Source organism: Streptomyces sp. 13-12-16, assembly GCF_002114215.1.
GTDB lineage: Bacteria > Actinomycetota > Actinomycetes > Streptomycetales > Streptomycetaceae > Streptomyces.
Genome location: NZ_NCTE01000374.1, coordinates 1 through 12316 on the forward strand (window position 1 = coordinate 1; position 12316 = coordinate 12316).

Genomic DNA, 12316 nt, shown 5'->3' on the forward strand with positions numbered 1-12316 from the left:
CCGCGACGGCGGCGCCTGCGGGGCAGCGGCCACGGCCGCGCCCGGAAGACGGGGGAAGTTCCGGTCGTCGTACGGCGGACCACCGGCCGGCCGGGTCCGCCCGGCGTCCACGGCGGTCGCGTCGTCCGTCCCTCCGTCCGAGGTCACCGGTGCCGTACGCACCGTCAGCGCCCCCGGCACCGCCACGAGTCCGGCCCACAGGGGACCACGCGCGGGGCGCACCAACCACCCGGAGATGTCGCTTTTGCTCGCCGCCACGGCGGTAACGCTATGGCCACTGGAGCCCGTTGGGGCGGGCCTGCACACCCCGAGCCCCGTCTAAGATGCGCCCCATGAGTTTTGGGCAGGGGGGACCTCAACAACAGTGGGATCCCTGGAAACCGAATTCCCAGCAGCCCTGGAGCGGCGGCGGCTCCGGTGAGTCACCCGACTGGGCCGCGCTCGCCGACGCCTCCGAGGCCCGCGCCAAGCGGCGCCGGCTGCTGTTCATAGGCGGCGGGGCGCTCGCCACCGTCGCGATAGGCACGGCCGTGGCGGTCGCCGTCGTCTCGGCGAACGGCAGTGACGAGGCCTCGCCGGGCACCTCCTCCCAAGTGCCCGGGGCCACCGACGTCGACATACCGAGCCCGACGGGCGCGGCCCCGTCGTTCGCCCCGACGAGCGCCCCGCCGCCGCTGGACCCGAAGGACTTCATCGCCAGCGCGAAGAAGGACAAGGCCCCGCTGAGCCCCGACATCCTCTTCCCCGGCACCCAGCTCACCATGGGTGAGGCGGTGTACAAGAAGGGCCCGACGGCGGACACCGGGAACTGCGCCTCGGCCGCGAAGTCCACGCTCCCGAAGGTCCTGAACGACAACGACTGCACCCGCCTGATCCGGGTCACCTACACCAAGGACGACATGGCGGTGACGGTCGGCGTGGCCGTCTTCGACACCGAGGCCCAGGCGACCAGGGCGAAGCAGCAGGCCGACAAGAAGAGCATCGTCAAGTCGCTGTCGGGCGGCGGCGTCAAGGACTTCTGCTCCGGTGCGGTCTGCCGCTCCACCACCAACTCCTACGGCCGCTACGCCTACTTCACCATCGCCGGTTTCACGGCCGGCAAGGACGTGACGACGAAGGACACGGCCGTCTTCGCCACGGGCGACGACCTCCAGGAGTTCACGTTCCGCCAGATCCGCCGCAGGGGCGTGGCCCAGGCGTCGGCGGCGGCCGAGGGGTAGCCGCCGCCCGGCGCTCAGGAGGTCTTGATCCAGACGCGGTACTCACCGGTGCCGGCCGAGTTGCGGAACGGCAGGTTCGCCAGGAGCCGGTAGTGCGGATTGCCCCTGACCGCTTCCACGACGATGTCGTCCACCCGCGGGTTGGTGAGCCCGTCGAGGACGATCAGGTCGAACTCGCCGTCGCGCAGCGCCGCCCGGTAGGCGTCGTCCCCGGAGAAGTACGTGCCCTTCTCGTCCCTGTACTCCATGCCGAAGACGCTCTGCCACTGGCGGTGCGTGGTCTCCTCGCGGAAGTAGTAGAGGGGCACCTCGGGTGTGGAACCGAGGTAGTGGCCCCGGGGGTTCATGTAGGGCTCGACGGTCCGGACCATCTTCGAGGAGTCGGGCCAGAGGGCGAACCGCCAGTCCGCCTGCGCGATGCCCAGGCAGAGCATCGCCGTCCACAGCATGATGCCGAGCTGCGGGTACCGGAAGTGCGCGCCGACCAGGCGGGTCACGCCGACACCGGCCATGGGCGCGGCGAAGAACAGCCCGAAGCCGATGTGCTTGAACAGCGACACCTGGGTGGCCAGGTGGACCTGGTAGGCGGGTGCGAGCACCGCCGTGCCGCACAGCACCAGCCCGAGCAGGGCCCGTCGGCGCCGGCCGGGGTCGTCCAGCCGCCGTGCGAGGGGTGACTCGTGCATGCGGCTGCGCCGGACGTAGGAGACGGCGCCGCCGACGGCGGTGAGGAACATCAGGCCGCCCCACTCCGCCGACCGCCGCAGCAGGAAGCCGGCGCCGTCGGTGCCGTGCTCGCGGTCGGTGGTGGTCTGCCGTACGCCGGCCATCAGGTCGGTGGCGTACACGCCGGCCGCCAGGAGCGCGCCGATGCCCAGGCCGAGCAGCACCGTCCGCCCCACCGCCGGCCCGACGCCCCGGCGGGGCCAGGCGGTGAGCAGGGCCAGCACGACGACGGTCGGCAGGTACAGCGCGGCCGCGTACTTCACGCCGACGGCCAGGACCGCCACGGGCGCGGCGAGCAGGACGGCCGCGGCGGGAGCCCGGTCGGTGCGGACGACGATCCAGGTGGCGAGCGCCAGCAGGAACACCGCGGCGGCGTCGTAGGTGGCGTAGTACCCCATGACGACGGTCGAGTGCAGCACCGCGAACAGCGCCGCCGCGGCCAGTGCCGCCCGCTCGTTGAACAGGCGGCGGGTGAGGGAGTACAGCAGCCCGGTGGTGGCGAGCATGAACACCAGGCTCAGTGACCGGGCCCCCGCGAGCCCGAACCGTCCGTCCACGAGCGCGGCGAGCACCGGGTAGAGCTGCGGCGAGCCGGAGAAGTACGCCGCGTAGTCCTTCGGGAGCGGGGTGCCGTGCAGCAGTCGGTCGAGCTGGGCGTGCCCGGCCGCCAGGTACAGGGCCTCGTCCTGGAAGGCGGTGTTGGACAGCCGCAGCGAGAGCACGGCCTGGACGGTCAGGACGCACAGCAGCACGGCCCGGCTGATCCAGACCCGCCGTCTGCCGGTGGCCATGTCCCAGCTCACCTCGGGGGTGTCGGGCACGTGGTAGCCCGGCCCGGCCGGCGCCCGTTCCGCCACGGCCCGCAGCGCACGGGTCGGCCGGTCGTCGTGACCGCCCTGCGGCTGCTCCGGGACGCCCGGCCGGTACGGCTGCCGCGGGTACGGCTGGGTCCGGGTGCCGTGGCCGTGGCCGTACCCGTCCTGCGGATCGCCCGGCCGCCGCGGCACGGACCCGTCGGAGTCGAACCGGCCCCCGGCCGTGTCCTCCTCGGCGTACGGGTCGTGGGGCCCCGGCGTGCGGTGGTCGGGTCGGGTCATCACGGCTTCCGTACGTCGAAGCCGAACCGGTCGTCGGCGGCCAGGCGCCTGAACTCCTCCAGCGCCAGGGGGCTCGCCTCCAGCCGCCAGTCGGCGCGCTTCCTGTGGTTGAACCAGACGAAGCCGAGCATGTCGTCGTCGGCCGTGACGCCCTCGAAGAGGTTGCGGATGTCGTCCCGTCGCCGTTCGCCGGCCATGGCCGCGGTCTCCAGCAGCAGCATCGGCTTCCCGGTGAAGGCGCGGACCCGGTCCCGGGTCGGCCCGAAGAGGCTGTCGAAGGCGCTGTCCTCCTCCAGCGTCCAGTAGCCGATCAGGCCGATCCAGTCGACGTAGCCGTCGCCCGGGTAGTACGGCTCCAGCTCGACCTCGCCGACCGGGTTGACGATGTTCGGCGACCAGGCCCAGATGACGTTCGAGGCGCCGGCGTCGACGAAGGTGTCGTGGACGCGCCGCCAGGCGGCCACGTACTCCTCGGGGGTGGTGTGCTCGGTGCCCCACTTCTCCCAGTGGCCGTTGAACTCGTCCGCGAAGGAGATCACCACGGGCAGGTTCAGCTCGCGCACCGCCGTCGCGTACTCCTTGGCGTAGGCGTCCGACCCGCCGACCGCGATGTCGGCCAGCGGGGTGTCGAAGGGCTCCCAGGACATCAGCGTCAGGGCGCCCTCCGCCCAGGCGTTGCGCACACCGGTGGCGTCGAAACCGTCGCCCCAGGCGGCGTAGTACTCGATGAGGTTCGGCTGCTTGCCGACCATCCCGGTGTAGGCGTCGACGCCCTTCATCGAGTGCGGCGCGCCCTCGACGGCGGCGCCGAAGTACTTCCTCGGCGGCTTCAGCAGCGGTACGACGTCGTAGGGGACGCTCGCCCCGGCGCTCCCGGCGCTCCCGGCGCTCGGGCCGCCGCCGGTCGCGTCCGGTCCGGCCGGTCCGTCGCCGGGCGACGAGCAGCCGCCGAGCAGCAGGGCCGCGAGCAGGCAGGAGGACAGCACCGTACGGGTGCGGGAGAGCAGGCGCATCAGGCCGTCACCCCCGCCCGGGGCTGCACCAGGACGCGGGCCACCACCAGGGCGTAGAAGAGTCCGGAGGACAGGATCAGCGCGAAGTCCGGGGCGTTCATGGTGAACGTGCGGTACACCGCGGCGACCACCCACACCAGGGCGGTGCCACCGCTCCACACCCACATGCCGGTCCAGAAGCGCCGGGTCCTGTTCCTCCCGGCGCCGGACGAGCCGGTGGGCTGCCAGCCCATGCGGTTCCCGCGCAGGATGTCCCAGATGGCGAAGACGTGGGCCCAGCCGTACATCATGCGGGCCGCCCAGGCCTCCAGGCGGTAGGGCGCCTTGTGCCACATCGGGAAGACGATCGTGGTGTAGACGATGCTGGGGAGCACCAGGACCAGGTGCTCGACCAGGAGCTTCTCCGGCATCGCCAGCAGCAGCACGATCGGGATCACGGGGGCCGCGAAGGTGAACAGCGCCGTGTGGATGTAGTAGAAGAAGCCGGACAGGTAGCACAGGCGGCTCGACGGCCTGATCCCGGCCTGCCAGAACTTCCTGCTGCCCAGCAGGCTCATGGAGCCGGAGCACCAGCGGTACTGCTGGTTGAAGAAGGCGCCCGCGCTGTCCGGGCACACGCCCGTCGACACCGCGACCGGCACGTAGCGCAGGTCCCAGCCGAGGCCGCGCAGGTCGAAACCGGTGTGCACGTCCTCGGAGTGCTCGATCAGCGTGGTTCCGCCGTTGGTGTCCAGGGCCGCGCGCCGGTAGACGGCGCAACTGCCCACGCAGATGGCGCCGTCGCTGCCCTGCCGGGAGACCTGCACGGACCGGTAGAACAGCTCCTGCACGGCGCCCGCGCCGCGCTCGATCCAGTTCTGCGAGTCCAGGACACGGAAGTACTGCGGCGACTGGACGATGCCGATGCGCGGGTCCGCCGCCATGTACGGCAGGAGTTCCTGGAGCAGGTCGGCGCGCGGCGTGAAGTCGGCGTCGAGGATCAGGATGTACTCGCCGCCGGACCGGCCGAACCCGAAGTGCAGGTTGCCCGCCTTCTTGAACCAGCCGCGGTTCTCGCGGGTCCCGTAGCGGAATCCGAAGTCCCGTGCCATGGCCTCCAGTTCGCGGCTGGCACCGTCGTCCAGCACGAACGGGAGGCAGACGCCCGGGTAGTGGTCGGCCATCGCCCGCACGTGCTTCCAGGTGTTGTGCAGGACCTCGATGGGTTCACCGCACACGGGCAGGAACACGTCGACGGTGGGGTACGTCTCCGGCCGCCAGTCGTGGACCAGTCGCCGGTGGCGGGCGATGTCGAAGTCACGGCTGAAACCGTTCACCCGGAGCGACACCAGGTAGTAGACGACCGTGAAGGCGAGCAGCGGCGTGTACGCCCATAACAGCGGCGCGGCCTGTGCCAGCTTGAACTGACTGACCACCAGGCAGCAGAAGCTGACCAGTGAACCGACCGTCAGGACCCATAAGTGCCGGCGCGCGTAGGCGTACTTCTCCCGGTCCGTCGGCGGAACCGGCAGCAGCCCCGGCGGAGCTCCGCCACCGCGTGGCGCCCTGCGTCGGCCGCCGCTCCGGCGCGGTTCACGGCGCCCCCCGGCCCGCACCGGGCCCACTGAAGCCATATGAAACTCCCCGGACCTCGGCCGGCCCGTCGCCCCCACCCTCGCCCGGCCTCCCCGAACCCGTGACCGAGCGCCACAAGGGTATACGAGAGACAACAGGACGGTAAGGGGGCGACTGGAGCACTACGTTCCGAATGTGCCAGGAGGGGCGCGGGATCAGGAACAGGACGGAACTAGCAGGTCGCGCATCCCGGACTCCCGGGCAGGGAGCGCTTGTTGCGGGCCTCCTTGCTGCGGGCGGCGAGGAGTTCGTCGGCCGGGTAGCCGACCTCCTCCAGGGTCAGGCCGTGCGGGCGTACGACGTGGACGGCCGAGTCCCGTACGCCCGCCGCCAGCACCTTGCCCGGCCAGTCCGGCGGGCGGTGGCCGTCGCCGACGAACAGCAGCGCGCCGATCAGCGAGCGGACCATGTTGTGGCAGAAGGCGTCGGCGCGGACGGTGGCGGTGATGATCCCGTCCTCGCCGCGCACCAGGCTCAGCTCCTGGAGGGTCCGGATGGTCGTGGCCCCCTCCCGCTTCTTGCAGTACGCGGCGAAGTCGTGCTCCCCCAGCAGACCGCGGGCCGCCTCGTTCATGGCGTCGACGTCGAGCGGCCAGTCGTGCCACAGCACATGGCCGCGCAGCAGCGGGTCCACTCCGCCCGGGTTGTCGGTGACGCGGTAGGCGTAGCGCCGCCAGATCGCGGAGAACCGGGCGTCGAATCCGGCGGGTGCCTCCCTGAGGGCCCACACCCGTACGTCCCTCGGCAGCCGCCCGGCGAGCCGCTTGAGCAGCTTCGTGTGGTGCTCGGCCCAGACCTCCCTCGGCAGGTCGACGTGCGCGACCTGCCCCCGCGCGTGCACCCCGGCGTCGGTACGGCCGGCCACGGTCAGCTCGTACGTCGTCCCCCCGGACCGCGTCACGGTCCGCAGCGCGTCCTCGATCTCCCCCTGTACGGTCCGCCGCCCACCGGCCTGCTTGGCCCACCCGGAGAACCCGGTCCCGTCGTAGGAAAGGTCGAGCCGGACCCGCACGGACCCCGGCTCCACTTCGTCACTCACCCAGAGATCCTCTCAGCAACACGAAAGCGGGCCCGCCCCTCGAAGGGAACGGACCCGCCAACGCCCTGGAAGGGGCGCGGGGCTGTGCTCGACATGCGGCTCCGCCGCGCGGGCGCGACCAGCCACGACGCTGCCGCAGCCGTCATCGCACAGCCCCCGGCAGAACGCTTACGCGTCCTTGGACTCCTCGGCCGGAGCCTCGGTGGCCTCGTCAGCCTTGGCCTCGACGGCCTCGTCCTTCTTGAGGGCGTCTTCCTTGACCGCACGCTTCGTCGCGGCCTCGGCCTCGCCGGTGGCCTCCTGCGCCACCGTCAGCGCCTCGACCAGCTCGATGACGGCCATGGGCGCGTTGTCGCCACGGCGGTTACCGATCTTGGTGATGCGGGTGTAGCCACCGGGACGGTTCTCGTACCGCGGGCCGATCTCGGTGAAGAGCGTGTGGACGATGCTCTTGTCCGTGATCACCTGGAGCACCTGACGGCGGTTGTGAAGGTCGCCCTTCTTCGCCTTGGTGACCAGACGCTCGGCGTACGGACGCAGCTTGCGCGCCTTCGCCTCGGTGGTGGTGATGCGGCCGTGCTCGAAGAGCGCCTTCGCGAGGTTCGCGAGGAGGAGCTTCTCGTGCGCGGCGCTGCCGCCCATACGGGCACCCTTGGTGGGCCTCGGCATGGTGTTTCTCCTAGGTGTCTGCCCCGGCCGTATCAGGTACCGGGGTCAGTATCCGAGCAGACGGTCGCCTGTCGGAGATCCGGGCCCCCGGAGGGGCCCGGAAGGGGCGCGGGGAACTGCGCGATCAGGCACAGCGCACCCGCACCCGAGTACGGACCGGAAGGCCCGAGCTCTCAGTACTGCTCGGTCTCCACGAACCCGGCGTCCGCGTCGTCGTCCGCGCCGAACGCGTCCGCGGCCGCGGTCGGGTCGAACCCGGGAGGCGAGTCCTTGAGCGCGAGGCCCATGCCGGCCAGCTTCGCCTTGACCTCGTCGATGGACTTCGCACCGAAGTTGCGGATGTCGAGCAGGTCCGCCTCGGAGCGGGCGACGAGCTCACCCACGGAGTGGATGCCCTCACGCTTGAGGCAGTTGTACGACCGAACGGTGAGCTCCAGCTCCTCGATCGGCAGCGCCAGGTCGGCGGCGAGGGCGGCGTCCGTGGGGGACGGGCCCATGTCGATGCCCTCGGCGTCGATGTTCAGCTCGCGGGCGAGACCGAACAGCTCGACCAGGGTCTTGCCGGCGGAGGCCATGGCGTCACGCGGACGCATCGCCTGCTTGGTCTCGACGTCGACGATCAGCTTGTCGAAGTCGGTGCGCTGCTCGACACGGGTCGCCTCGACCTTGTAGGTGACCTTGAGGACCGGCGAGTAGATCGAGTCGACCGGGATACGGCCGATCTCCTGGCCGACCTGCTTGTTCTGCACGGCGGAGACGTAGCCGCGACCGCGCTCGACGGTCAGCTCCATCTCCAGCTTGCCCTTGCCGTTGAGCGTGGCGAGGACGAGGTCGGGGTTGTGCACCTCGACACCGGCCGGCGGGGCGATGTCGGCGGCGGTGACCAGACCCGGACCCTGCTTGCGCAGGTACATCACGACCGGCTCGTCGTGCTCGGACGAGACGACGAGCTGCTTGATGTTGAGGATCAGGTCGGTGACGTCCTCCTTGACGCCCGGCACGGTGGTGAACTCGTGCAGGACGCCGTCGATGCGGATGCTGGTGACAGCGGCACCGGGGATCGACGACAGGAGGGTGCGGCGGAGGGAGTTGCCGAGGGTGTAGCCGAAGCCCGGCTCCAGCGGCTCGATCACGAACCGGGAGCGGAATTCGTCGACGACCTCTTCGGTCAACGAGGGACGCTGAGCGATCAGCATGTGGTGATCCTTCAGTCAGGGGCGCCCGCTATTTGACGCCCGACTAGTACTGCAAGGGTACGGGCGATACGACCCGAAGGAGTCGTACCGCCCGTGAAAACCCTGGTGAAGCAAGATCGGACGCGTCGGGAACGACGCGACGGATCAGACGCGACGACGCTTCGGCGGACGGCAGCCGTGCTGCGACATTGCGGGGGACGACCCCCGCACCCCCAGCAGGGAGCCGACCGACCGAACCCGTGCGTCAGACGCGACGACGCTTCGGCGGACGGCAGCCGTTGTGCGGGGTGGGCGTGACGTCCTGGATGGAACCGACCTCGAGGCCGGTCGCCTGCAGGGAGCGGATCGCGGTCTCACGACCGGAACCCGGGCCCTTGACGAACACGTCGACCTTGCGCATGCCGTGCTCCTGGGCGCGGCGGGCGGCCGACTCGGCGGCCATCTGCGCGGCGAACGGCGTGGACTTCCGGGAGCCCTTGAAGCCGACGTGGCCGGCGGAGGCCCAGGAGATCACGTTGCCGGACGGGTCCGTGATCGACACGATCGTGTTGTTGAACGTGCTCTTGATGTGCGCGTGGCCGTGAGCGACGTTCTTCTTTTCCTTGCGGCGCACCTTCTTGGCAGCGCCCTGACGACCCTTGGGGGGCATCTGTACTCCTACGGGAGGTGGTCGGTCCTACAGCGAAGACCGCTGGACGGCGAAGTCCGCTGAGGACTACTTCTTGCCCGGCTTCTTCTTGCCGGCGATGGCGCGACGCGGGCCCTTGCGGGTACGCGCGTTGGTGCTGGTGCGCTGACCGCGGACGGGCAGACCGCGACGGTGACGCAGACCCTGGTAGGTACCGATCTCGACCTTGCGGCGGATGTCGGCCTGGATCTCGCGACGGAGGTCACCCTCGGTCTTGATGTTGTTGTCGACGTACTCGCGGATCGCGACGAGCTGCTCCTCGGAGAGGTCGCGAACGCGGGTGTTCGGGTCGACGCCGGTGGCGGCCAGCGTCTGCTGCGAAAGGGTCCGGCCGATGCCGAACACGTAGGTGAGGGCGATCTCCACGCGCTTTTCGCGCGGGATGTCAACACCGGAAACGCGTGCCATTCAATGGCTCCAGTTGATTGTCGGAGGTCTTCCACAGGACCGGATCCCGGCCCGCCGTACCAGGTACGGACCAGGTCCCCGGCCTCCGAGCCGGGGGTGTCGAGCCGTGCGGCTCGGGACCTGCGTATGAACGTGTGTTGCTCGCGTCGCGCGAATTTCTGCGGAAGTCGCAGAGGGTCGATCGTGCTGCGGTCAGCCCTGGCGCTGCTTGTGGCGCGGGTTCTCGCAGATGACCATGACCCGGCCGTGACGGCGGATCACCCTGCACTTGTCGCAGATCTTCTTGACGCTCGGCTTGACCTTCATGGGTGTGAGGTTCTCCGGGTCAGTGCCATCACCCCGGCGTGCCGGGGAGCGGGCAAGATCTACTTGTACCGGTAGACGATCCGGCCACGCGTCAGGTCGTACGGAGACAGCTCCACCACGACCCGGTCGTCAGGGAGGATGCGGATGTAGTGCATGCGCATCTTGCCGCTGATGTGTGCCAGGACCTGGTGGCCGTTCTGGAGCTCGACCTTGAACATGGCGTTCGGAAGAGACTCGACGACAGTGCCCTCGATCTCGATGGCACCTTGCTTCTTGGCCACGCTTCGCCCTTCGAATCGACTACCTTGATCGACTCTGGCGTGCACCGTGTGTAGCACATGCAGGCATGCGGGTGCACAAGAGCCGACGAGTCAGTCTACGTCAGCGCACCCGGAAACACGAATCGAGAGATCCTGCCCCACGCGGGAGATCCTTAACCGAGCGGAACCATTCCCCTGGCGCCGCCCTCGCGGGCTCGGCGCCCGGGGTACCTCACAGGCGCCGCGAGCGGCCGCGCCGGCCTCCGGCGGAGGGACCGGCGGACCGCACGGGGCCCGGCCGTCAGCCGAGCGGGTCCGGAGCCGCCGTGATGCCCATCTCCGCGAGCTTGGCCTTGCCGCCGTCGGGGGCGGTCAGGACCAGGGGGCCCTGCTCGGTGAGGGCGACCGAGTGCTCCCAGTGGGAGGACCAGGTGCCGTCGGTGGTGATGACCGTCCAGTCGTCGGAGAGGACCTTCGTCTTCGGGGTGCCCAGGGAGACCATCGGCTCGATGGCGAGGCAGAAGCCCGGGACCAGCTTGGGGCCCTTGCCCCGCTTGCGGTCGACGTAGTTCAGCAGGTGCGGGTCCATGTGCATCTCGGTGCCGATGCCGTGGCCGCCGTAGTCCTCGATGATCCCGTACTTGCCGCCGCCCGGCTTGGGCTGGCGGCGGATGTACGTCTCGACCGCGCGGGAGATGTCGACGAGCCGGTTGCCCTGCTTCATGGCCGCGATGCCGGCCCACATCGACTCCTCGGTCACCCGGGACAGCTCGACCAGCTCCGGGGAGTGGCCGGACCCGACGAACGCGGTGTACGCGGCGTCGCCGTGCCAGCCGTCGATGATCGCGCCGCAGTCGATGGAGATGATGTCGCCGTCCTTGAGGACGACGTCGTCGGAGGGGATGCCGTGGACGACGACGTCGTTCACCGAGGTGCAGATCGTCGCGGGGAAACCGCCGTAGCCGAGGAAGTTCGGCTTGGCGTCGTGCTCCGCGAGCACCTTGCGGGCGACCAGGTCCAGATCCTTCGTCGTGGCCCCGGGCACTGCGGCCTCACGGGTGGCCGCGTGGATGGCGGCGACCACCAACCCCGCCTCACGCATCTTGGCGATCTGCTCAGGGCTCTTGATCTGCACCATGGGGGACGACGGCCTTTCTGGGACCAGGAGAGGGAACGAACACTTCCAACGATAAGGGGCCCCGGCCCCGCTCCCGCGGGCAATCACGCCAACCGCGGGCAGTCGCGCCTCCCCCGGCGCCTCAAGGGCCCGGAAGGCGCCCCCGGGGCGGTGGGGATCCCCCGCTCATGGGGGTCCCCCGCTCATGGGGGTCCCCCGCTCGAGCGAAGCCGAAAGAGGGGAGAAGCCGGGAGCGGAGGAGGGCGGGCGCGACGGCGCCGGGCCGCGCGACCGCCCCCCGCCAAGCCACAGCCGCGGCCCCTTACTCGAAGGAACCGCGGCTGCGACCGACGTACGAGGACTACTTGCCGCTCTTCAGCGCCTCCAGCGCCCGCCCCGTGACCTCGTCGACGGGACCCATCGCGGAGATGGTCACGACCAGCCCCTGCGCCCGGTAGTAGTCGATGATCGGCTCGGTCTGCGTGTGGTAGACCTCCAGCCGGGTCCGCACGGTCTCCTCGGAGTCGTCGTCCCGCTGGTACAGCTCACCACCACAGACGTCGCACACACCCTCCTGCTTCGGCGGGCTGTACGTCACGTGGAACACGTGCGCGGACTCGTTGCGGCAGGTCCGCCGCCCGGCGATCCGCTTGACGACCTCGTCCTCGGGAGCCTCCAGATCGAGGACCGCGTCCAGCTTGACGCCCTCGGTCTGCAGCAGCTCGTCCAGCGCCTCGGCCTGCGACACGTTGCGCGGGAAGCCGTCCAGCAGGAAGCCGCCCTCGGCGTCGGGCTGCTCCATGCGGTCCTTGGCCATGGCGATGGTGACCTCGTCGGGGACGAGACTGCCCGCGTCCATGTAGGACTTCGCGAGCTTCCCCAGCTCGGTCTGCCGGCTGATGTTGCCGCGGAACAGGTCGCCTGTCGAAATGTGCGGGATGCGCAGTTTCTCGGCAAGGCGGG

General features: G+C 70.2%; 13 protein-coding genes and 1 pseudogene. 1 reads left to right on the plus strand and 13 read right to left on the minus strand.

Annotated elements, in window-relative coordinates:
• Positions 1-258, minus strand: a pseudogene (locus tag B7767_RS47290) (hypothetical protein); the annotation flags it as partial.
• A gap of 74 nt (positions 259-332) precedes the next feature.
• On the opposite strand from B7767_RS47290, the gene B7767_RS15615 reads away from it, so the two are divergent.
• Positions 333-1220, plus strand: coding sequence for a hypothetical protein (locus tag B7767_RS15615; RefSeq protein ID WP_085572721.1), 888 nt, complete (start codon positions 333-335; stop codon positions 1218-1220).
• 14 nt (positions 1221-1234) lie between these two features.
• Here the strand turns inward: B7767_RS15615 and B7767_RS15620 are convergent, their stop codons facing one another.
• The 12 genes from B7767_RS15620 to B7767_RS15675 all read right to left on the minus strand — a co-directional run.
• Positions 1235-3043 carry a glycosyltransferase family 39 protein gene (locus tag B7767_RS15620; RefSeq protein ID WP_256923447.1) on the minus strand — a complete coding sequence of 603 codons (1809 nt, stop codon included), beginning with the start codon at positions 3041-3043 and terminating at the stop codon, positions 1235-1237.
• Positions 3043-4056, minus strand: coding sequence for a glycoside hydrolase family 26 protein (locus tag B7767_RS15625; RefSeq protein WP_085572723.1), 1014 nt, complete (start codon positions 4054-4056; stop codon positions 3043-3045). The genes B7767_RS15620 and B7767_RS15625 overlap by 1 nt, the downstream gene beginning before the upstream one ends.
• The gene (locus B7767_RS15630; protein WP_085572724.1) at positions 4056-5471 is read right to left on the minus strand and encodes a glycosyltransferase family 2 protein; all 1416 of its coding nucleotides are present in this window, start codon (positions 5469-5471) and stop codon (positions 4056-4058) included. Before B7767_RS15630 ends, B7767_RS15625 begins: the two co-directional genes overlap by 1 nt.
• 371 nt (positions 5472-5842) lie before the next feature.
• Positions 5843-6709, minus strand: a complete 867-nt coding sequence (truA, locus tag B7767_RS15635; RefSeq protein WP_085572725.1) for a tRNA pseudouridine(38-40) synthase TruA — start codon at positions 6707-6709, stop codon at positions 5843-5845.
• Between the two features lie 168 nt (positions 6710-6877).
• A complete protein-coding gene (gene rplQ / locus B7767_RS15640; protein ID WP_085572726.1) occupies positions 6878-7378 on the minus strand; it encodes a 50S ribosomal protein L17 in 501 nt (166 codons plus the stop codon).
• A 173-nt stretch (positions 7379-7551) separates the two neighbouring features.
• Complete coding sequence (locus B7767_RS15645; protein WP_003966937.1) at positions 7552-8574, minus strand: DNA-directed RNA polymerase subunit alpha; 1023 nt, start codon at positions 8572-8574, stop codon at positions 7552-7554.
• Between the two features lie 244 nt (positions 8575-8818).
• A complete protein-coding gene (gene rpsK / locus B7767_RS15650; protein ID WP_003956432.1) occupies positions 8819-9223 on the minus strand; it encodes a 30S ribosomal protein S11 in 405 nt (134 codons plus the stop codon).
• A 66-nt stretch (positions 9224-9289) separates the two neighbouring features.
• The gene (gene rpsM / locus B7767_RS15655) at positions 9290-9670 is read right to left on the minus strand and encodes a 30S ribosomal protein S13 (RefSeq protein WP_004984507.1); all 381 of its coding nucleotides are present in this window, start codon (positions 9668-9670) and stop codon (positions 9290-9292) included.
• A gap of 192 nt (positions 9671-9862) precedes the next feature.
• Positions 9863-9976: a 50S ribosomal protein L36 gene (gene rpmJ, locus B7767_RS15660; RefSeq protein ID WP_003998809.1), complete on the minus strand. Its 114-nt coding sequence runs from the start codon at positions 9974-9976 to the stop codon at positions 9863-9865.
• A gap of 59 nt (positions 9977-10035) precedes the next feature.
• Positions 10036-10257 carry a translation initiation factor IF-1 gene (infA, locus tag B7767_RS15665; protein ID WP_003948620.1) on the minus strand — a complete coding sequence of 74 codons (222 nt, stop codon included), beginning with the start codon at positions 10255-10257 and terminating at the stop codon, positions 10036-10038.
• Positions 10258-10537: 280 nt separating this feature from the next.
• Positions 10538-11374, minus strand: coding sequence for a type I methionyl aminopeptidase (gene map, locus B7767_RS15670; RefSeq protein ID WP_085572727.1), 837 nt, complete (start codon positions 11372-11374; stop codon positions 10538-10540).
• Positions 11375-11714: 340 nt separating this feature from the next.
• A partial coding sequence (locus B7767_RS15675) for an adenylate kinase (protein WP_085572728.1) occupies positions 11715-12316 on the minus strand: 602 nt, incomplete at its 5' end.